This window comes from Kineococcus sp. DHX-1, from assembly GCF_042473625.1.
GTDB lineage: Bacteria > Actinomycetota > Actinomycetes > Actinomycetales > Kineococcaceae > Kineococcus.
On sequence record NZ_CP170445.1, the window covers coordinates 2,443,903 to 2,464,552 of the forward strand.

At 75.3% G+C, this 20,650-nt stretch carries 17 protein-coding genes; 6 read left to right on the forward strand and 11 right to left on the reverse strand.

Translation table 11 applies throughout. From position 1 onward, the window contains the following. Positions 1–8 precede the first annotated feature (8 nt). Entirely contained in the window at positions 9–914 is a 906-nt protein-coding gene (locus tag ACFEMC_RS11875; RefSeq protein ID WP_380169828.1) for a spermidine synthase, read from the forward strand. Next, on the forward strand, positions 911–1,567 hold the full coding sequence (locus tag ACFEMC_RS11880; protein WP_380169829.1) for a DedA family protein: 657 nt from the start codon (positions 911–913) through the stop codon (positions 1,565–1,567). Before ACFEMC_RS11875 ends, ACFEMC_RS11880 begins: the two co-directional genes overlap by 4 nt. Positions 1,568–1,635: 68 nt before the next feature. Here ACFEMC_RS11880 and gndA read toward each other — a convergent pair whose 3' ends face one another. The 6 genes from gndA to ACFEMC_RS11910 all read right to left on the reverse strand — a co-directional run bounded on the left by gndA (position 1,636) and on the right by ACFEMC_RS11910 (position 9,195). After that, entirely contained in the window at positions 1,636–3,126 is a 1,491-nt protein-coding gene (gene gndA, locus ACFEMC_RS11885; RefSeq protein ID WP_380176745.1) for an NADP-dependent phosphogluconate dehydrogenase, read from the reverse strand. Next, positions 3,126–4,457 carry a nitrate/nitrite transporter gene (locus ACFEMC_RS11890; protein ID WP_380169830.1) on the reverse strand — a complete coding sequence of 444 codons (1,332 nt, stop codon included), beginning with the start codon at positions 4,455–4,457 and terminating at the stop codon, positions 3,126–3,128. The genes gndA and ACFEMC_RS11890 overlap by 1 nt, the downstream gene beginning before the upstream one ends. Continuing rightward, positions 4,454–5,137, reverse strand: coding sequence for a GntR family transcriptional regulator (locus ACFEMC_RS11895; RefSeq protein WP_380169831.1), 684 nt, complete (start codon positions 5,135–5,137; stop codon positions 4,454–4,456). Before ACFEMC_RS11895 ends, ACFEMC_RS11890 begins: the two co-directional genes overlap by 4 nt. A 133-nt stretch (positions 5,138–5,270) precedes the next feature. Continuing rightward, entirely contained in the window at positions 5,271–5,924 is a 654-nt protein-coding gene (locus tag ACFEMC_RS11900) for a UdgX family uracil-DNA binding protein (RefSeq protein ID WP_380169832.1), read from the reverse strand. A gap of 19 nt (positions 5,925–5,943) precedes the next feature. Further along, the gene (locus tag ACFEMC_RS11905) at positions 5,944–8,148 is read right to left on the reverse strand and encodes a putative Ig domain-containing protein (protein WP_380169833.1); all 2,205 of its coding nucleotides are present in this window, start codon (positions 8,146–8,148) and stop codon (positions 5,944–5,946) included. A gap of 36 nt (positions 8,149–8,184) precedes the next feature. Then, positions 8,185–9,195: a PfkB family carbohydrate kinase gene (locus ACFEMC_RS11910; protein ID WP_380176747.1), complete on the reverse strand. Its 1,011-nt coding sequence runs from the start codon at positions 9,193–9,195 to the stop codon at positions 8,185–8,187. Positions 9,196–9,321: 126 nt separating this feature from the next. On the opposite strand from ACFEMC_RS11910, the gene ACFEMC_RS11915 reads away from it, so the two are divergent. Then, entirely contained in the window at positions 9,322–10,356 is a 1,035-nt protein-coding gene (locus ACFEMC_RS11915; protein WP_380169834.1) for an aldo/keto reductase, read from the forward strand. 29 nt (positions 10,357–10,385) lie between these two features. On the opposite strand, the gene ACFEMC_RS11920 is transcribed toward ACFEMC_RS11915, so the two are convergent. From ACFEMC_RS11920 to ACFEMC_RS11930, 3 genes are all read right to left on the reverse strand, one after another. Continuing rightward, positions 10,386–10,577, reverse strand: a complete 192-nt coding sequence (locus tag ACFEMC_RS11920) for a hypothetical protein (RefSeq protein ID WP_380169835.1) — start codon at positions 10,575–10,577, stop codon at positions 10,386–10,388. 13 nt (positions 10,578–10,590) lie between these two features. Then, positions 10,591–11,580, reverse strand: coding sequence for a YihY/virulence factor BrkB family protein (locus ACFEMC_RS11925; RefSeq protein ID WP_380169836.1), 990 nt, complete (start codon positions 11,578–11,580; stop codon positions 10,591–10,593). 89 nt (positions 11,581–11,669) lie between these two features. Further along, on the reverse strand, positions 11,670–15,392 hold the full coding sequence (locus tag ACFEMC_RS11930; protein ID WP_380169837.1) for an ABC transporter ATP-binding protein: 3,723 nt from the start codon (positions 15,390–15,392) through the stop codon (positions 11,670–11,672). A gap of 6 nt (positions 15,393–15,398) precedes the next feature. Here ACFEMC_RS11930 and ACFEMC_RS11935 point away from each other — a divergent pair, with 6 nt between their 5' ends. Then, positions 15,399–16,442 carry an LLM class flavin-dependent oxidoreductase gene (locus ACFEMC_RS11935; RefSeq protein WP_380169838.1) on the forward strand — a complete coding sequence of 348 codons (1,044 nt, stop codon included), beginning with the start codon at positions 15,399–15,401 and terminating at the stop codon, positions 16,440–16,442. A gap of 81 nt (positions 16,443–16,523) precedes the next feature. Further along, positions 16,524–16,733 (forward strand): hypothetical protein, encoded by a 210-nt coding sequence (locus ACFEMC_RS11940; RefSeq protein ID WP_380169839.1) that lies wholly within the window; start codon positions 16,524–16,526, stop codon positions 16,731–16,733. Here the strand turns inward: ACFEMC_RS11940 and ACFEMC_RS11945 are convergent. Continuing rightward, positions 16,724–17,257 carry a metallophosphoesterase family protein gene (locus ACFEMC_RS11945; protein ID WP_380169840.1) on the reverse strand — a complete coding sequence of 178 codons (534 nt, stop codon included), beginning with the start codon at positions 17,255–17,257 and terminating at the stop codon, positions 16,724–16,726. The two genes, ACFEMC_RS11940 and ACFEMC_RS11945, sit on opposite strands and share 10 nt — an antisense overlap. A 2-nt stretch (positions 17,258–17,259) precedes the next feature. Beyond that, on the reverse strand, positions 17,260–18,489 hold the full coding sequence (serA, locus tag ACFEMC_RS11950) for a phosphoglycerate dehydrogenase (RefSeq protein WP_380169841.1): 1,230 nt from the start codon (positions 18,487–18,489) through the stop codon (positions 17,260–17,262). A gap of 385 nt (positions 18,490–18,874) precedes the next feature. Between serA and ACFEMC_RS11955 the strand changes: the two genes are divergently transcribed. Next, positions 18,875–20,644 (forward strand): hypothetical protein, encoded by a 1,770-nt coding sequence (locus ACFEMC_RS11955; RefSeq protein WP_380169842.1) that lies wholly within the window; start codon positions 18,875–18,877, stop codon positions 20,642–20,644. Positions 20,645–20,650: the final 6 nt, after the last annotated feature.

Genomic DNA, 20,650 nt, shown 5'->3' on the forward strand with positions numbered 1-20,650 from the left:
ATCTCCCGGTGCCCGACCGCCCCCGCCCCACCCGTCGTCCTCGGGGCCCGCGCCCGCCCAGCGGCGGGTCGGCGACCCCCGTCGAGGGCGAGGAGGCCATCGCCACGGGGACGGTCCGGCTGGAGCAGGACCCCGACGACCCGGACGGCTGGACGGTGCTCGTCAACGGCGTCCCGAGCTCCTACGTCGACACCGCCGACCCCACCCGCCTGGTCTTCGAGTACCACCAGTGGACCGCCGCCGTGCTCGACGCCGCGCACTCCCCCGGCCCGCTGCGCGCCGTCCACCTCGGGGGCGCCGGGTGCGCCTTCCCCCGCTACGTCGCGGCGACGCGGCCGGGCTCGCGCCAGCTCGTGCTGGAGGTCGACGCCGACCTCGTCGAGGTCTACCGGCGCAGCTTCGGGGCGAGCGGGCCCGCGGGCTTCAAGCTGCGGGCCGCGGACGCCCGCGCCGGGCTGGCCCCGCTGCCCGACGACAGCCAGGACGTCGTCGTGCGCGACGCCTTCGCCGGGGACGCCGTGCCCGCCCACCTGCAGACCGCCGAGTTCCTGGCCGAGGTCGACCGCGTGCTCGCCCCCGGCGGCCTGTGGGTGGCCAACCTGGCCGACCGGCCGCCCATGCCGAACTCCCGCGCCGAGCTCGCGACGGCGTTCGAGGTCTTCGCGCACGCGGCGGTCCTCGCCGAACCGGGCGTGTTCCGCGGCCGCCGGTACGGCAACGCGCTCCTGGTCGCCTCCCAGGAGGAGCTGCCCGAGCAGGCGCTCGTGCGGGCGCTGTCGGGCGGGGTGGCACCGGCGCGCCTCGTCCTGGACGCCGACGCGCGGCACTTCTGCGCGGGCTCGCGCGTTCTGCGTGACGAGCTGCGTGACGAGCCAGGACCCCCACCCCGATCCCCGGAGGACACCGACGCATGAGCACCACGGCCGAGACCGCCGCGCAGGCAGGCGGCCTGACCGGGTTCGTCCTGGACACCGTCGACGCGTTGGGCGCCCCCGGCGTGGGGTTGCTGAGCTTCCTCGAGGTCGTCTTCCCGCCCATCCCGAGCGAGATCGTCCTGCCGCTGGCCGGGTTCCTCGTGCAGACGGGCGCCATCAACGCGGTGGCGGTGTTCGCGCTGTCGACGCTGGGCGCCTACCTCGGCTCCCTCGTCCTGTACTGGGTCGGGCACGCCGTCGGGCTGGACCGCGCGGCCCGCATCGCCGCGAGGGTCCCCCTCATGGACGCCTCGGACGTGACGAAGTCGGCCGACTGGTTCCACCGCCACGAGGGCATGGCCGTCTTCACCGGTCGCTTCGTCCCCGGTGTCCGCAGTCTCATCTCGTTGCCCGCGGGAGCGGCGGGCATGAACCTCGTGAAGTTCTCGCTGTTCACCATCGCCGGCAGCGGGCTGTGGAACGCCCTGCTCATCGGCCTCGGCATGGCGCTCGGCACCCAGTACGAGCTGGTGGAGCAGTACGGCCACTACCTCGACTACGCGTTCTACGCCGCGATCGCCGGGGTGCTCGTGTGGGCCGTCGCGCGCCGCGTCCGCAGCCGCCGGGCCGAGCGGGTCGACGCGACGCGCTGACCCGGCCCCGGACGCACGAACGGCGGTGACCCCCACGGGGTCACCGCCGTCGTCACGTGCGCGGGCGCTCAGCCCTGCGACTCGGAACCGTCGCCGGACCACTCCACGTGGAAGGACCCGTCGCGGTCGACGCGCTTGTAGGTGTGCGCCCCGAACAGGTCGCGCAGACCCTGCACGAGCGCCGCCGAGGAGCGCTCGCGGCGCAGGCCGTCGTAGTACGCCAGCGCCGAGGCGAACCCCGGCGCCGGGATGCCGGCGGTCACCGAGTGCACGACGACCCGGCGCCAGGCCTCCTGGCCCTGCGCGACGGCGTCGGCGAAGTACGGGTCGAGCAGCAGCGAGGGCAGCTCGGGGTTCTTGGCGTAGGCGTCCTTGATCCGGTCCAGGAACTTGGCGCGGATGATGCAGCCGCCGCGCCAGATGGTCGCCATGGCGCCCGGGTCGACTCCCCAGCCGTACTCCTGCGAACCGGCGCGGATCATGTCGAAGCCCTGCGCGTACGCGACGACCTTCGAGGCGTACAGCGCCGCCCGGACGTCGTCGACGAACTGGTCGGCGTCGGCCTCGGCGACGAACCCGCCGGAGCCCTCGGCGCCACCGGCCGGGCCGGGGAGGACGGGCTGGGCGGCCTTGCGCTGCTCCGCGTGGCCGGACAGCGCGCGGGCGAAGACGGCCTCGGCGATGCCGGAGACGGGCGTGCCGAGGTCGAGGGCGGTCTGCACCGTCCAGCGGCCGGTGCCCTTCTGCTCGGCCTCGTCGAGGATGACGTCGACGAGCGGGACGCCGTCCTGGGTCGGGTCGTCCTTGTCGAGCACCCGCGCGGTGATCTCGATGAGGAAGCTCTCCAGGTCCCCGGAGTTCCAGGCGGTGAACACCTCGGCGAGCTGCTTGGGCGTGCGGCCCAGGCCGTGGCGGAGCAGGTCGTACGCCTCGGCGATGAGCTGCATGTCGGCGTACTCGATGCCGTTGTGCACCATCTTGACGAAGTGGCCGGCGCCGTCGGGGCCGACGTGCGTGGAGCACGGCGTGCCGTCGACCGAGACGGCGATGTCGGCCAGGATCGGGCCGAGCGTGTCGTACGCGTGCTCGGAACCGCCCGGCATGATCGAGGGCCCGAGCAGGGCTCCCTCCTCACCGCCGGAGACGCCGACGCCGGCGAAGTGGATGCCCTTCTCGCGCAGCGCGGCCTCGCGACGGCGGGTGTCGAGGAAGTGGGCGTTGCCGCCGTCGACGAGGATGTCGCCCTCGGACAGCAGCGGGGCGAGCTCGTCGATGACGGCGTCGGTGGGGGCACCGGCCTTGACCATGATGATGATCGTCCGGGGCGAGGACAGGGAGTCGACGAACTCCTGCGTCGTGTACCCGGGGACGAACGTGCCCTCGTCGCCGAACTCCTCGACCAGGGCCTTCGTCTTGGCGTCCGTGCGGTTGTGGACGGCGGTCACGTAGCCGTGCCGGGCGATGTTGCGGGCCAGGTTGCGGCCCATCACCGCCAGCCCGGTCACGCCGATCTGCGCCTGTCCCGCCTGTGCCTGCGTCTGCTCGCTCACCCGCCGCATCATGCCGTGCCCGCCCCGGCGCGGGAACCACGGGCTCGCAGCACGTCCCGGACGCGCGGCACGACGACCCCGTCGCGGGCCATGAGGGCGCGGGTCTGGCGCCGGCTGACGAGGATGCCCACGACTCCGACCGCCCACAGGGGGAACTGCAGCGCGAAGGCCACCTTGAACGCGCCGAGGGAGTACGTGGCCGGCGTCCCGGCGCCCTGGGCGTCGAGCAGGACCCCGACGAGCAGGATGAGGACGACCGAGGCCGAGAACCCCATGACGTTGGTCATGCCCGTCGCCCCGCCGAGGCGGTGGGCCGGGTTGGAGGTGCGGGCGTAGTCGAACCCGACCATCGAGCCGGGCACGCCGGTCGCGGCCACGACCACGAGCAGCGCCAGCAGGGCCACCGGGGCACGACCGGGCCACAGGAGCACCGCCGCCCACACGACGACCTGCGACCCGACGACCGTCAGGACGAGCCAGGACCTCCGCAGCGGGTGCCGGGCCACGAACGTGCCGAACAGCGGTCCCGTCCCGGCCGCCGTCACCGTGTAGAGCGTGAGCAGGGCGCTCGCACCCGCCGGGCTCAGCCCCTGCCCGGAGACCAGGAACGGGAAACCCCACAGGGTCGCGAAGGCGTTGCCGGAGAACGGAGTCGCCCAGTGCGACCACAGACCGAGCCGGGTCCCGGGGTGCCGCAGCGCGGCCCGCAGGTCCCCGCCGACCTGCCGCAGGGACCGGGTGACGCGCGGGTTCTCCCGCCCCGGCGGCACGTCCCGCAGGACGAGGACCGACAGGACGGTGGCCAGCAGCGTGAAGGAGGCCATGCCGGTGTAGGCCGACGTCCAGCCGGGCCCGTGCAGCAGCGCCACGAGGGGGACGAAGCTGAAGACCTGGCCCAGCTGCCCGAAGAGGCCGACGAGCTGGGTCATGACCGGGACGCGGGCGGGCGGGAACCAGTTCGTCACGACGCGCAGGACGCTGACGAACGTCGCCGCGTCCCCCGCCCCCACGAGCACGCGCGCCAGCACGGCCTGCCAGGTCTGCGTGCTGAGGGCGAGGACGAGCTGCCCGGCGCCCATGGTCGCGGCACCCAGGACGACGAGCCGCCGCGGCCCCCACCGGTCGATGAGGACACCGATCGGCACCTGCAGCGCGGCGTAGACGAGGAACTGCAGGACGGCGAAGCTCGACAGCGTCCCGGCCGTGATGTCGTACCGGTGCTGGGCGTCCAGGCCGGCGGCCGCCAGCGACGTGCGGTTGGCGACCGTGACGACGTAGGCCAGGGCGCCGACGGCGAAGACCAGCCAGGCCCCGCGCACGGCAGGGGTTCGGCGGCTCACGGACGCACCGCCCGCAGCCGGTCCCCGGCGTGGCGCACGTGCTCGCGCACCAGCGCGGTCCACGCGGCCTCGTCGTCGCCGAGCAGCGCCTCGCGCTGGGCCTCGTGGTCGGCGAGCGCCACGGCGGTCCGCTCCGGGGACCCGACGAGGTTCAGGACCCCCATCCGCATCTGCCGGTCGCGCAGCGAGTCGTAGACCCCGGCGAGCACCTCGTTGCCGGCGGCCCGCACGACCTCGGCGTGGAAGGCGCGGTCGGCGGCCATGAAGTCCCAGGTGGCGCTCCCGGCGCGCGAGGCGGCGGCCCGGCGCATGGTCAGCAGGTGCGGCGTGAGGCGGTGCACCAGCTCGGAGCGGACGGTCCAGGCCCGGCGGGCGGCGTGGACCTCGACGAGCTCGCGGGCCTCCAGGACGTCCTCGACCTCCTGCGGGGAGACGGGGACGACGAGGGCGCCGCGCTTGGGGATGAGGCGGACCAACCCCTCGCCCTGCAGCCGCAGCAGCCCCTCGCGGACCGGGGTGCGCGAGACGCCGAGCTCGTCGGCGACCTCGCCCTCGGTGAGGAGGTGCCCGCCGGGCAGCGTTCGGTCGAGCACGGCCTGCTTGACGTGAGCGTAGACGCGGTCGGCCGCGGGCGGGGCGCCGGGGATGCGGACGGGGGCTGAGCTGCGTGCGGTGTCCATCGTGCATCCATGCTAATCGCATGTCAGAACATGTCTGACGCGATGAGGGCGATCCTGTGCGGCAGGGGGTGACCCTGCACCCGATCACGGGGCACGGGGTGACCCCGTGCCCGAACCCCGGGGACCGCCGCGGTCAGCCCAGGGCGGCGGCCGCGGTGCGCAGGTCCGCGACGAGGCCGGCGTAGGCGGCGTCGCGCTCGGCCTCGGGGGTCCGCAGCACCGCGGAGGGGTGGATGGTGCCCATGAACGTCTTCTCGCCCCGCGTCGTCGTCAGCGTGAAGACCTGCCCGCGGTGCTTGGTCACGCGGAAGTCCTTCGGCAGCAACGCCTTGGCCGCCGTCGCCCCGAGGCAGACGATCACGTCGGGGTCGACGACGGCGAGTTCGGCGGCCAGCCACGGCCGGCAGGCGGTGACGTGGCCTTGGTCGGGAGTGGCGTGGATGCGCCGGTTCCCGGGCGCGGTCTGGCTGAAGCGGAAGTGCTTGACGGCGTTGGTGACGTACGTCGTCGACAGGTCGATCCCCGCCTCGGCGACGGCCTTCTGCAGCAACCGCCCGGCGGGCCCGATGAACGGCACCCCGCGCCGGTCCTCCTGGTCGCCCGGTTGTTCCCCGACCAGTGCGAGGCGGCCGTCGGGCGCTCCGGCGGAGAAGACCACCTGCGTCGCGGGCTCCCACAGCTCGCACCCGCGGCACGACGGGGCCGCCTGCCGCAGCGCGTCCAGGTCCGCCCCCTCCGGGACGAAGGGGGCGGCCCCTGGACGCTCGTCGTTCACCCGTGCCGTCACACCGCGATCATGCCGCCGCTCACGGCGTCGTGCCCGTCACCGGCGCCGGCACGAGGGCGGCGAAGCTGGCCATCGTCCCGGCCGACAGCGAGGGCTCCCCACCGAAGACGAGTCCCACCCGCACCGGGCTGACCGCGTTGAGCCCGGCCATCGCCGTCTGTGCCGCGGGGTCCAGCTGGGCCCGCGGGGTCAGCAGGAGCGGGGAGTTCAGCGCGCCCAGCGCCGCCGCCCCGACGAGGGCGTCGGGCCAGTTCTCCCCCGTGGCCAGCCCCGCGGCGACGACCGGGACGCCGGAACCGCCGTCGAACTCTGCCGCGACGAGGCGTGCGGTGTCGTAGCGGTCGGCACCCGTCAGGGCCTGCGCGACGGCCGCGCGGGCGGCGGCGGTGGGCAGCTCACCGGCCGCCACCTCGGCCTGCCCACCGACCGGCACCGTCTTGGCCCCCGTCGGGTCGGCGGCCTGCAGGTAGGCGCGGGTGACGGCCGGCAGCGCGGTCCCGTCGGTGAGCATCACGACCCCGCCGGTGCGGGCCGCGAGCGCCGACACCGCCAGCCCGTCGGGGAAGTTCTGCCCGTTGACGAGGTAGACGGGACCCGTGGCCCCGCCGGAGAGCCCCGCGACCTCGGTGGCGATGGCCGCGGCCGTGGCGAACCGGTCCGCGCCGGCGAGCCGCTCCACCTGGTAGCGCCCCGGGAGGGCCGCGACCGAGGCGGCGACCTGCGGGGTCAGCGTCGTCTCCCCGCCCAGGACGAAGACGGTGCCTCCGGGGGCGAGCACGCGGCTCACCTCGGCGGCGACGTCGGCCGACAGCGACCCCGAGGGCGTGAGCAGGAGCGGACCGCCGTTGGCGCTGGCCAGCCGACCGCCCGCGAGGGCGTCGGCGTACTTCTCCGAGGTCGTCAGCACGACGGCGCGGGCGGAGCCGGCCTGCGGGAACAGCTTGCGGGACACGTCGACGGCGGTCCCGACGCGGTCGGCACCGGCGTAGCGCGCGGTCCCGGGCGCGGGCGTGGCGGCCAGCTGGGTCGGGTAGAGGACGAAGACGACCTCGGCCGTCGTGGCCCCACCGGAGTTCGTGGCGGTCACCGTCACCCGGGTGGTGCCGGGCGTCGTGGGGGTGCCGCTCACGGTGCCCGTCCGGGCGTCGAGGGCGAGTCCGGCGGGCAACGTCCCCTGGGTCACGGCCCAGGTCGGGGAGCCGGAGGCCGTGAGCGTCGTCGACAGCGGCGAGCCCACGACGCCGACCACCGTGGTCGCCCCCAGGACCGGTTGGGCGCCGGCTGCCGCGACGACGATGGTCAGGGGTTCGCGGTCGCTGCCCGCGGAGTTCGTGGCGACGAGCGTCACGGTGGACGTCCCCGCGGCGGTCGGCGTGCCGGACACGACGCCGGTGGCGGCGTCGAGGCGCACCCCGGCGGGCAGGGCCCCCTCGACGGACCACGTGGGCACCGGTACGCCCGTGGCCGTCGCCTCGTAGGCGAACGGCACCCCGACCGTGGCGACGACGGCGGTTGTGGGGGTGATGGACGGCGCGGTGCTGGACCCGACGACCACGAGGGTGGCCGTCTGCGAGGCGACGCCGGCGGAGTTCCTCGCGGTGACGGTGACGACCGAGGCGCCGACGGCCGACGGGGTCCCGGACAGCACGCCGGACACCGAGTCCAGGGTCAGGCCGGACGGCAGGGTGCCGCTGACCGACCACGTCGGCGCCGGGGTGCCGGTCGCGGTGAACTGGTGGCGGTAAGGCGTACCCACGACGACGGCGGCGGGCGCGGCGGACGTGATGACGGGGGCGGCGCCCGGGGGCGGCGCCCGGGTGCCGGGCAGCACGGTCGCGATGGTCACCGTCTGACTCGCCGAGCCCGCACCGTTGGTGGCCGTGACCGTGAACAGGCTCAGCGCGACGGTCGCGGTCGGCACACCGGACAGCACGCCCGTGACGGGATCGAGCCTGAGCCCCGGGGGCAGGGACCCCCGCACGCTCCAGGTCGGCGCCGGGTCGCCCGTGGCGGTGAAGGTGTGGGTGAACGGTTGTCCGAGCACGACGCGCAGCGGCGGGGCGGAGGTGATGCGCGGGGCGGTCGCGAGCAGCACTGCCCGCGGGGGCGTCTCGGCGGCGGACGCCGGTGCGGCGACGGCCAGCCCGAGGGGGACGGCGAGGGCGAACGGCAGGGCCGTGGCGAGGACACGGCTCGCCGCGCGGCGGCGGTGAGGTGTGGTCACGTCACCGAAGGTATCTAGATATGTACGGACTGTCAGCTAGATGGTGCGGGGTCCCCCGTTCGGCAGGTCGTTGCCGACCGCGAGGGTCGCCGTGGCCCGGCGGACGGCGCGGTCCGTCCCGCTCGGGTGGGCCGCGAGGACGGCGTCGAGGAAGCCGTACTGCACGACCAGCTGCGCCGTCGCCGACGTCCGCGGCCCCCGCCGCAGGTGCGACCACCAGTCGGCGATGTCCCCCCACCCCGGCGCCGACAGCGACCCGCCGAACTGCTGCACCGACAACCCCGCGCAGAGGTTCGCGAAGGACAGCCGGTCCGCCAGGCCCCAGCCGGCGAGCGTCCCGGTGAGGAAACCGGCCCCGAACACGTCCCCGGCGCCCGTGGCGTCGAGCGCGTCCAGGCGCAGGCCCGGCACGTGGGCACGCTCCCCCGTCCCCGCATCGACGGCCAGCGCCCCGTCGGGCCCGCACGTCACGACCGCGACGGGAACCCGTTCGGCCAGGGCCGCGACCGCCGCCGCGGCGTCGTCGGTGCGCGTGTAGCGCATGGCCTCGACGTGGTTGGGCAGGAACGCGTGACAGTGCTCCAGACCGGCGAGGACGTCGGGGTTCCACTGCGTCGAGGCGTCCCAGCCCACGTCGGCGAAGACGAGGGAACCCTGCTCGCGCGCCCGCAGCACCCACGGCTGCGGGACGGCCGCCAGGTGCACGAGGGCGGCCCGGGCCGCGGGGACCCCGGCCGGTTCGTCGACGGGCGCCGGGTGCTCGTGGGTGACCATCGCGCGGTCCCCGCCGTACGCCAGCGACACCGTGACGGGCGAGTGCCAGTCCTGCACGCGGTACGACGTCGAGAGGTCGACGCCCTCCTGCTCCCCCAGCGTCCGCCAGCAGAACTCCCCGTACGCGTCGGTGCTGAACGCCGCCGACAACGACGTCGACAGCCCCAGCCGGGAGGCCGCCACGGCCATGTTCGCGATGCCGCCCGGGCACGAGCCCATGCCCGACGTCCAGACCTCCGTGCCCAGCCGGGGTTCGGAGTCCAGGCCCGTCATGACGATGTCGAGGAACACCGTGCCGCGGACGTGGACGTCGAACTCGGCGGGGTTGGGGACGGGCGTCGACTGCACCCCCGCATGGTGTCAGGGGCGCCCGGACCGGACCAGGGGCAGGATGCGCCCATGGAGTACAGAACCCTGGGCAACAGCGGAACCTCGGTGTCGAACCTCGCGCTCGGCACCATGACCTTCGGCAGCGAGAGCGACCGCGACGTCTCCTTCGAGCAGCTCGACACGTTCCTCGCCGCCGGCGGAACCCTCGTCGACACGGCCGACGTCTACAGCGGCGGTGTGTCGGAGGAGATCATCGGCGCCTGGCTCGCCGACCGGCCGGCCGACGTCACCGAGCGCGTGGTGCTGGCCACCAAGGGCCGGTTCCCCACCTCCCCAGAACCCAACGGCGTCGGCCTGTCCCGCCGGCACCTGACCCGCGCGCTCGACGCGTCGCTGCGCCGCCTCGGCGTCGACGCCGTCGACCTCTACCAGGTCCACGCGTGGGACCCGTGGACCCCGCTGGAGGAGACCCTGGCCACGCTCGACGCGTTCGTCCGCGCGGGCAAGGTCCACCACGTCGGGTTGTCGAACTTCACCGGGTGGCAGCTGCAAAAAGCGGTCGACGTCGCCGACGCCGGCGGGTACTCCCCGCCCGTCACGCTGCAGCCGCAGTACAACCTGCTGGTGCGCGAGATCGAGTGGGAGATCGTCCCCGCAGCGGAGGAGAACGGCCTCGGGCTGCTGCCGTGGTCGCCCCTGGGCGGCGGCTGGTTGTCCGGCAAGTACACCCGCGACACGACGCCCACGGGTTCCACGCGACTCGGCGAGAACCCCGACCGCGGGGTCGAGGCGTACGCCAAGCGGAACGCGCAGGAACGCACGTGGGCCGTCGTCGACGCCGTCCAGCGCGTCGCGGAGCAGCGCGGCGTGCCGAGGGCCCAGATCGCCCTGGCGTGGTTGTCGGCGCAGCCCGCGGTCAGTTCGGTCATCCTCGGGGCGCGCACGACGCAGCAGCTGACGGAGAACCTCGGGGCGGCGGACCTGGAACTCGAGGCCTCCGAACTCGCGGCCCTGGACGAGGCGAGCGACCCCGAACCCGCCGACTACCCGTACGGCGGGCCGGGGTCGACCCAGCGTTCGCGCAAGCTCACCGGCGGGCGCTGACCGGCCCGGGGAGCCGCACGAGAGGACCGTCAGTCGGCCGGCGCCTGCTGCCCCTGCTCCCCGGGGTGGTGGGCGTCGTCCGCCTCGTGCTCGGCCGGGAGGTCCTGCCAGCCCTGGTGGGCCTCCTCCGCGAGCCGCTTGGAGTTCTCGAGGTGCTCGGCGACCGACGCTGGTCCGTCGTGTCCGCCCGCCCCGTCCGTCGGTCCCGTCTGCTCGCTCACGGCGTGTCCTCCCTCACCGCTCACGCGGTTTGTCGTCGGCGGCGACGGCGTCGCGCCGTCCCATCGGTTCGGTCGGGCCGACGGTCGTGTCCTGGTCCGTCTGCTTCTCGGACTCGGCGTTGACCTCGGCACCCAGCAGCATCGCGTAGCTCGTCAGCCACAGCCACATGAGCAGGATGACGACACCGGCCATCGCGCCGTAGTTCTTGGCGTAGGAGGAGTCCCCGGCCACGGTGACGTAGATCGAGAACCCGGCCGAGACGACGAGCCACAGGACGGTCGCGACCCCGGCGCCGACCGACACCCACTTCACCTTCGGGGCGTCGCGGTCCGGCGCCAGGCGGTACAGAACGGCGAGGGCCACGAGGATCAGGCCCAGCAGCAGCACCCACCGCAGCACGTTGACGACGAGGGACACCGCTCCGCCGGCCCCGAGTGCGCTGACGAGGACCGGTACGACGCCGATGAAGGCGATGGCCAGCAGCATGAAGACGATGGCGCCGACCGTCAGCACCAGGGCGGTGCCCTTGCGCTTGAGGAAACCCCGCGTCTCCTTCTCGTCGTAGGCGAGGTTCGTCGCAGCCATGAGGTTCTCGACGCCGCTCGAGGCGCTCCACAGGGCCAGCAGGATCGCCACCACGGCCGTGATGCCGGCCGCCGACTTGCCCTGGGCCACCTGGCCGACCTGCTCGGTGACCAGCGTGCGGGCCGCGTCGGGGATCGCGCTGATCCCGTTGATCTGGTCCACGATGGTCTGGGTGTTCCCGAAGATCCCCCACACGAGGAACGCCGCGGTCAGGGCCGGGAAGATCGCGAGGAAGGCCTTGAACGCCACGCCCGCCGCGAGCAGGGGGACCTGGTCCTCCTTGGCCTCGGCCCACGCGCGCTTGGTCACGGCCACCCACCCCCGCCGGGGGATCTGCCCCGGTGAGTCGGCCTGCTCGCCGTGGTCTCCGTGGTGCACGGAGATCTCGTCACGCTGCGTCGTCCTGCTCTTGCTCATGGACCACAGCGTGCTCTGGAACCGGCACTCCTGCACGCGGACCCGGAACTGTCTGGACGCGGGGTTTGCCGGGCCCAGGACGGGGTACGTCACGCGGTTGCGGCGCTCCCCGCCACGAAGGACGCCCACAGCGCCGCGTAGACCCCGTCCCTCTCGAGGAGGGCGGCGTGCGTCCCCTCCTCGGCGACACGGCCCTGGTCGAGGACGACGATCCGGTCCGCGCGCGCCGCCGTCGACAACCGGTGCGCGACGACGATCGTGGTGCGCCGGCTCGCCGCGGCGTCGCTGGCCGCGGCGATCGCAGCTTCCGCGGCGGGGTCCAGCGCGGCCGTCGCCTCGTCGAGCAGCAGCACGTCCGGGTCGACGAGCTCGGCGCGGGCCAGGGCGACGAGCTGGCGCTGACCGGTCGACAGGTTCCGGCCCCGCTCCCCCACGACGAACCCGTACCCGCCGGGCAGCGCGGAGATCGCGGCGTCGGCACCCACCGCCGCCGCGGCGGCCCGGACCTCCTCGGCCGAGGCGTCGGGGCGCGCGTAGGCGATGGCCTGCTCGACCGTCCCGTCGAACAGGTAGGCCTCCTGCGGCACGACGCCGAGCCGCTGCCGGTAGCCGGCGAGGTCCAGGTCGCGCACGTCGGTCCCGTCGACGAGCACGCGGCCGCCGGTGGAGTCGTAGAACCGCGCCACGAGCTTGACGACCGTCGACTTCCCCGCGCCCGTCTCCCCCACCAGCGCGACGGTCTCCCCGGCCCGCACGTGCAGGTCGACGCCGGCGAGCGCCGGCCGCTCGGTGCCCTGGTAGCGGAACTCGACGCCCTCGAGGCGGACGTCACCGCGCAACCGGCCGACCGGCGCCGCGTCGACCGCGGCGGGCACGGTCGTCGGCGTGCGCAGGAGGTCGCGGACGCGGCGCAGGCCGACCGCGGCCTGCTGGTACCCGTCGAACACCTGCGACAACTGCTGGACCGGGGCGAAGAACAGGTCGACGTAGAGCAGGAACGCCACGAGCACCCCCACCGCGATCCGGCCGTCGCGGACCATCGCCCCGCCAGCCACGAGGACGAGCGCCGCGGTGGCCTCGTTGAGGAACTGCACGAACGGGAAGTACGTCGCGATGTACCGCTGGGCCCGCAGCCGCGACTGCCGGTAGGCCCACCCCCGCTCGCGGAAGCCCTCGGCGTCCTGGTCGGTCCGGACGAACGCCTGGGTGACGCGCACGCCGGCGACGGACTCCTGGAACCGGCTGTTGACGGCGCTGACGCGTTCGCGGGCCTCGACGTAGGCCGGCCGCGACCGAGAGCGGAACAGCAGCGTCGCGGCGGCGAGGACGGGCAGCACCGCCAGGACGACCACGGCCAGCCCCGGTTCCAGCAGCAGCATCGCCACGAACACGCCGACGAGGGAGAGCAGGCTGACGAGGGCCTGCGCGACGCCGCTCTGCAGGAACTGCGAGAGCGCGTCGACGTCCGTCGTCATCCGCGTCATGATGCGGCCGGCCTGCTCGCGCTCGTAGTAGTCCAGCCCCAGCCGCTGCAGCTGGGCGAACGTCTTGAGCCGCAACGTGAAGAGCAGGCGCTCCCCCGTGCGCCCGGTGACCCGGCCCTGCCCGACGGTGACCAGCCAGTCCAGCGCGACCACGACCGCGGCGATGCCCGAGGCGACGAGCAGCGCCCGCAGGTCCTGCCGGGCCACCCCGTCGTCGAGCCCGGACCGGACGAGCTGGGGCAGGACGAGCTGGGCCAAGGCGTCGCCGGCGACGAGGAGCATGCCGGCGACCAGCGCCCACCGGAACGGGCGCAGGAGGCGGCGCAGGGAGAACTGCGGGTCCTGCCGCTCGGCGTCGGCCACGTCCACGTCGGGCGAGACGTCGAGGCGCGGGAGGGCCGCGATGCGGCGGGCCAGCTCGGGCGAGACGGGCAGGCCGGCGCTCGTGGCGCCGGCCGCGCGTGTCGTGCCCCCGTCCGCGCCCGTGGACGCAGCGGGCCGCCGGGGCGCCGGCACCGCCCCCCGCGCGTCGTCGGGGCCGGTGCCGAACAGCCGCTGGAACACCGGGCAGCGGGCGGCGAGCTCGGCCTCGGTCCCGCTGTCGACGACCCGGCCCCCGTCGAGGACGACGACCCGGTCGGCCAGCCGCAGCGTGGAGCGGCGGTGGGCGACGAGCAGGACGGTCTGGCCCGCCGGCCGCTGCGTGGCCAGGGCCGACAGGATCCGCTGCTCGACCGTCGGGTCGACGGCCGACGTCGCGTCGTCGAGGACCAGCACGCGGGGCGCCGCGACGAGGGCGCGGGCCAGGCCGATGCGCTGGCGCTGCCCCCCGGACAGCGTCAGCCCCTGCTCGCCGACGAGGGAGTCCCACCCGTGGTCGAGGGCGTCGACGAAACCGTCGGCCGCCGCGGTGCGCAGCGCGGCCCTCAGGACCTCCTCGTCCGCGTCGGGCACGGGGTAGGCGACGTTGGCGCGCACGGTGTCGGAGAACAGGAACGTCTCCTCGAAGACCATGCCGACCGCTCGGCGCAGCTCCTGCGGGTCCAGGTCCCGCACGTCGACGCCGCCGACCTCGACGCTGCCGGCGTCGACGTCGTGGAAGCGGTCGAGCAGGGCCGTGAGGGTCGACTTGCCGGAGCCGGCGGTTCCGACGACCGCCAGCGTCCCGCCGGCGGGGACCTCGAGGTCGACGTCGCGCAGGACGGGACGGCCCGGGGCGTGGGCGAACCCCACGCCGCGGAAGCGGACGCCCAGCGGGCCGTCGGGCAGCGGGACGGCCGGGGTGCGGCGCGGTGCGAGGACGGTGGGACGGGTGTCCACGACCTGCAGGGCCCGCTCGACCCCGGCGCGGGCCTGCTGCCCGATCGTCAGCAGCCCCGCGAGCTGGCGCACGGGCGAGACCATGCTCCCCAGGTAGGTGGAGAAGGCCAGGAACGTGCCGACCGTGAGGTGCCCGGTCAGGGCCAGCCAGCCGCCGAAGAGCAGCACCCCGACCTGCCCGAGGGCCGGGACCGCCTGCAGCGCAGGGCCGTAGCGGGAGTTGTAGCGCACGACGCGCATCCGGTCGGTGAACAGGTCACCGACCGTGCGCTCGAGGCGGGCCAGTTCGGCGGCCTCCTGGCCGAACCCCTTGACCACGCGCACCCCCGTGACGGCGGCCTCGACGCGGGCCGCCACCTCGGCGGTGCGGGCCTGCGCGGCGGAGTTCGCGGGGAACAGGTCCCGGCGGCTGCGCCAGGCGATCCAGAACAGGGCCGGCCCGGTGGCCAGGGCCACGAGGGTCAGCGGCGGAGACAGGACCGCCATGACGACGAGGGAGACGACGAACAGGACGGCGTTGCCGGTGACGTTGGGCAGCCAGGCCAGCAGGCCCTGGACGAGCTGGACGTCGCTGATCGACCGGCTGACGACCTGCCCGGTCGACAGCGCGTCGAGCTGGCGACCGTCCATCCGCTGCACAGCGGCGTGGACGTCGTTGCGCAGGTCGTACTGGACGTCCAGGGACAGCCGTCCCGCGGCGTAGCGGCGGACGAAGCCGAGCGCGTAGACGAGCAGGCCCGCGGCCACGAGCAGCGCCGCCCACGGCCACAGGGAGCCACCCGCCCCCGCGGGACGGCCGATGACGTCGTCGACCACGTGACGCACCACCAGCGGGACGAGGGCGGTGACGACGTAGGACACGACGGCCGCCCCGAAGGAGAGGGCGAGGTCGCGCGGGTGCCGGGCGCAGTACCCGGCCAGCCGCCGCAACCACCCCGACGGCAGTTCCTTGCCCTGGGCACGTTCTGGCGGCACGGTTGACGACAGTAGCCCCGGGCTGCGACACATGCCCCTGTGAGTTCCGCGCCCGCGTCCCACCCCGCGCCGCTGTCCGTGCTCGACCTGTCACCGGTCACCTCCGGACGGCCCCCGGCGGCCGCGTTGCGCGACAGCGTCGAGCTCGCGCGGGCCGTGGAGGCACTGGGGTACCGGCGCTACTGGGTGGCCGAGCACCACGGCTCCCCCGCGGTCGTCTCGGCGCCCGCCGTGCTCATCGGTGCGGTCGCCGCCGCGACGGACACCCTGCGCGTGGGAGCGGGCGGGATCATGCTGCCCAACTACTCCCCGCTGCAGGTCGCCGAGACGTTCCGCGCGCTCGAGGCCCTGCACCCGGGCCGCATCGACCTGGGACTGGGTCGCGCCCCCGGCACGGACGGGCGCACCGCGCTGGCGCTGCGCCGGTCGCGACAGGCCCTGGCGGCCGACGACTTCGACGAGCAGTACGCCGAGCTGCGCGGACACGTCGAGGGCTTCGCCCCCGGGCACCCGTTCGCGGGCATCACCGCCATGCCGACGGGGGTGCCGTTGCCGCCGGTGTGGGTGCTGGGGTCCAGCGACCACGGGGCCCGCGTCGCCGCCGCCCTGGGGACGGGGTACGCCTACGCGGGGCACTTCGGGGTCCTCGACCCGGCCGAGCCGCTGCGCGCCTACCGGGAGGCCTTCGTCCCGTCCGCCGCGCGACCGGCGCCGCACGCCCTCCTGTCCGTCGCCGCCGTCGTGGCGGCCGACGCCGGCCGGGCCGAGGAGCTGGCCCGCGCCGCCACGCTCGCGACCGTGCGGATGCGCCTCGGGGCGCCGGCGCCACTGCCCACCCCGGAGGAGGCCGCGGCGCACCGGTGGACCCTGGCCGAGCGGAACGCCGCGGGCCGGCTCGGGGACCACCTGCTCGCCGGGACGGCGCAGGACGTGGCGGGACGGCTCGCCCGGCTGGCGCGGCGGACCGGCGCCGACGAGCTGCTCGTCGTGACGAACGTCCACGACCAGGCGGAGCGGGCGGCGTCCTACGAGCTGCTGGCGCAGGCGTGGCCGGCAGCGTGGGCGGCGGCGCGCGCAGCGTGAGGAGCGCGGCCCCGGCTCGTCCGAACGGGTGAACGCCGGGGACCACCTCAGCTACGGATCGTGACGGTCGATGGGGACGACATGATCAGCCTCGAGAGCGCCACCTGGGGCTCGCAGGCCGTCACCACGCCTGCGCCGACCCCCTCCGGCAACACCTCCGGCGACTTTTCCGGCAGGGAGCGCCGCCGTCGCCCCGCGATGGTCATCCGCCGACCCACGGCCGGGGACGCCGTGGAGGTCGGGCCCGCCAACCCCCAGCACCCCGCGGGCCGGGTGGACATCTACCTCTGAGGGGCCCGCGGGACCCGGTGCAGGACGACCTCGCCGAGCGTCCCGTCGACGACGTCGAACTCCAGCCAGGTCCCCGTCGGCTGCCGACGGCGGTCCGTCGGCGAGCCGGGGTTGAGCAGCCGCACCCCGCGCGGGGTCGTGGAGTCCCACGGGATGTGGCTGTGCCCGAACAGGAGCACGTCCACCGCTCCCGCCCAGGCCGTGTCGCACCGGCGTTCGCGCCCGGCCTTGTCGCCCGTCTCGTGCACGACCCCGAACCGCAGGCCCTCGAGCGTGAACGTCGCCGTCTCGGCCAGGTGCGCCCGCACGTCCGCCCCGTCGTTGTTGCCCGCGACGCCCACGAGACGCCGGCTCCGCGCGCGCAGCGCCAGCACGGTCGCCTCGTCGCACCAGTCGCCGGCGTGCACGACGACGTCGGCCGCCTCGACCGCCGCCCACACCGGCGCGGGCAGGTCCTTCGCCCGCCTCGGCAGGTGCGTGTCGGAGATGACGACGACGTGGACGCCGGAGACGACGGGGACCACGCTCAGCCCAGCTGCCGCACCCGGACGGTCTCGGGCAGCTCGCGCAGCAGGCGGCCCACCTCGTCGGAGGCGTGGGCGGCGATGTCGGTGACGACGTAGCCCAGGTCCCCGCGGGTGGCCAGCTGCTGGCTCTCGATGTTCACGCCGGCCTGGGCCAGGACGGAGTTGATGGCGGCGAGCACACCCGGCACGTTGCGGTGCAGGTGGGCCAGCCGGACCGTCCCGGGCGTGGCCTCGGCCCCCAGGGTGGGCAGGTTCACCGACAGGGTCGTTGCCCCGTGCAGCGCGTAGTCGCGCAGCTTGGCGGCCACGAAGCGGCCGATGTCCTCCTGAGCCTCCTCGGTCGACCCCCCGACGTGCGGGGTGAGGATGACGTTCGGGAGCCCGCGCAGCTCGGACTCGAAGGCGTGACCGGCCCCCTTGGGCTCGGTCGGGAAGACGTCGATGGCCGCGCCCGCGATGTGCCCGGACTCGACGTGGTGCCGCAGCGCGACGTGGTCGACGACGAACCCGCGCGAGAGGTTGAGGAAGATCGAGCCCGGACGCATCCGGGCGAACTCCTCCTCCCCGAAGAACCCGCTGTTGCTGCTGCGGCCGTCGACGTGCAGCGTCACGACGTCGGCGACCTCGAGGACCTCGTGCAGGCTCCCGCAGCGGCGCGCGTTGCCGAGCGCCAGCTTGTCGGTGCGGTCGTAGAAGAAGACGCTCATGCCCAGCGCCTCGGCCACGACGGACAGCTGCGAACCGATGTTGCCGTAGCCGATGATCCCCAGCCGGCGCCCGCGCACCTCGTGCGACCCGGCGGCGGACTTGTCCCAGACGCCCTCGTGCATGGCGCGGTCCTTGACCGTCAGCCGACGGGTGAGGGCGATGATCTCGGCGAGGGCCAGCTCGACGACGCTGCGCGTGTTGCTGTACGGCGCGTTGAAGACGGCGACCCCGTGGGTGGCCGCGGCGAACAGGTCGATCTGGTTGGTGCCGATGCAGAAGGCGCCGACGGCGCGCAGGTCCGGCGCGTTCTCCAGGACCTTCGCGGTCACCTGCGTCTGGGACCGGATGCCGAGCAGCTGCACCCCGTCGAGGCGTTCGAGCAGCTCGTCCTCGTCCAGCGCCCCGGACGCGGTCTCCACGTGCCAGCCGGCCTCGGTCAGCAGGGCCCGGGCGTCGGCGTGGATGTTCTCGAGCAGCAGCGCACGTCCGGTGCGGGCCGGTGCGTCGTCGGGGGCGGGCACGTGGTTCCTCCAGCGGCGGGAGCGGTCGGGACCCCAAGTCTCCCGCACGGGACCCCCGCCGTGGGCCGGGGTCCGCCGCAGGGGGACCGGACGGCCGGGGCGCGCTCACGGTGCGTCATGCCCGGACGGGACTGCCATTCGGGTGGACTTGAGCGTTCAACCTCACGCCGTCCACGCCGCAGGCGGTGATCCCCTGCAGCACAACGGTTCCACCACGTTCGGGGACGAGTCCCAGAACAGACCGCACTGCGCAGGCCGGGCGACGTTCGCCACGCTCCGTCACGCCTGCTGACCCGTTCGGCGTTGCCGCGGGCACGGGAGCGTTCCTACCGTCACGCGACGGACGAGGGACCCGCCCCGTCCCGGGTGGAGAGGAGCCCGCCGCGTGGACCGCTACCCCGTCCCGCGCAGCGACCCCACCCTGCCGGCGACCGCGAGCGACCGCGCCGCCCGCGCCGTGGCCGCCACCACCCCGCCCGCCGGGACCGGCACGGCGTCGGGGGCGGGCCTGACGTCCCACCCCGACCGCCTCGAGGTCGTCCGCACCCGCGCGTCCCGCCGCGCCTCCGACCGCCGCCCGCGGGGCCGTCGCCCACGCCACCGCCGCCCGCTCGGTCCCCGCCCTCCCGTCCGGCCCGGTGCCGGCCCCCTGCTGCTCGCGGTGGCCGCCGCCGGAACGCTGCTGCTCGTCCTCGGCGTCCCGCTGCCGGCGCCGCTGGCCGCCCTCGCCCTGCTGAGCGGTGTGACGGTGCTGGGGTTGCCCGTGCTGCACCTGCTGCGCGTCCCGGTCCCCGACCCGGTCGGACGGGTCGTCCTGGCCGCGGCGAGCGGCCTGGTCCTCGGGACCGGCCTGTTCCGCCTGGCCGACGGTGCGGGCTGGCGACCGGGCGGTCCCGCCGTCGCGGTCGCGGGACTGGCGCTGCTGGGGGCCGCCGTCGTGGGCCGGGGCGCCCTGGTGCGTCCCGGCGGACGGCCCCGCCGCCCCGCCCGCACCCTGCGGGCGGCCCTGCCCCGGCTCCCGCTGCTCGCCCTGCCTGCCCTGGCCTGGGTGGACGCGCTGGGCGACGTGCCCTCACCCGGCTGGCTGCGGGCGGCGGTGCTCGCGGCGGCGGTCGTGCTCCTCGCGCGGTGCACCCTGCGGCGCCGGGCCGGGACCGACCGCGTCGGCGTGGCCGCCACGGTGTACGCGGTCGCCGTCGCGGTCCTCACGCCGTTCGCAGGGACCGCGTCCGGTGCGGGGGCCACGCCCTGGTCCTCCGGCCTGGCCCGGGCGTGGTCCCTGGCTCCCGGGACCGTCGAGGTGGTCGTCCTGCCGGCCGTGACGGCGCTCGTCGTCGTCGGGACCTGGCTGGTCGCCGAACGCGTCGTGGGCACCCGTCGCGCCGTGGTCGTGGCCGTGCTCGCGCTGGCCGCCCTCGTCGCCGCGCCGCCCGGTCCGGGTGACCTGGCGGTCACCGCCGCCGTCCTCCTCGTCGTCACCCGTTCTCCCGCAGGGCGTCCGGGCCCGGCGACGGGACGCCGGCCGCTCGTCCTCCTGCTCGGTGCCGGGGCCCTGCTCGCGGCGCCGAGCGCGGCGGTCTTCGGCGCCCAGGTGTGCCTGGCGGCGTTCGCCGGCGCGATCCTCGGCCCGGCCGACCGCCGGCCGGGGCGGGTGCTGACCCTGCCGCTGGCCCTCGGGTTCGCCGTGGCGGTGTGGGGGGCGGCCGCCCTCGGGCAACGCCTGCCCGTCACGGGAGGAGCCGTCCCGGCGGCCGCTGTCGTCCTCGTGGCCCTCGCCGGCGCCGGGCTCCTCGCCGTCCTCCTGCGCCGGGTCCCCCGGCCGCCCACGGACAGCGAGTTCCTCGCGCTCGCCGCGGCGGGGCTGCTCGTGCAGGCCGTGGCCGCGGTCGGCGCCGGCAGCACGGGCGGGGACGGCTCCCCCGTCCCGCACGTCCTGCTCCTCCTGACGGTGCCCGCCGTGCTCGGCGTCGGCGTCGTCTGGGGTGTGCTCGCGGGTGCCCTGGGGCTGGTGCTGGACCGGGTGCCGTCCCGGTGGTTGCGGTCGGACGCGCGGGCGACCCGGGCCCACCGCGGCACTCCCGGCCGCGCCCTGCGGACCGCCCTCGTGGCGCTGCTGCTGTTCGCGCTCGCCTACGCGCGGCGGGCCTTCGGCTGACGGGAC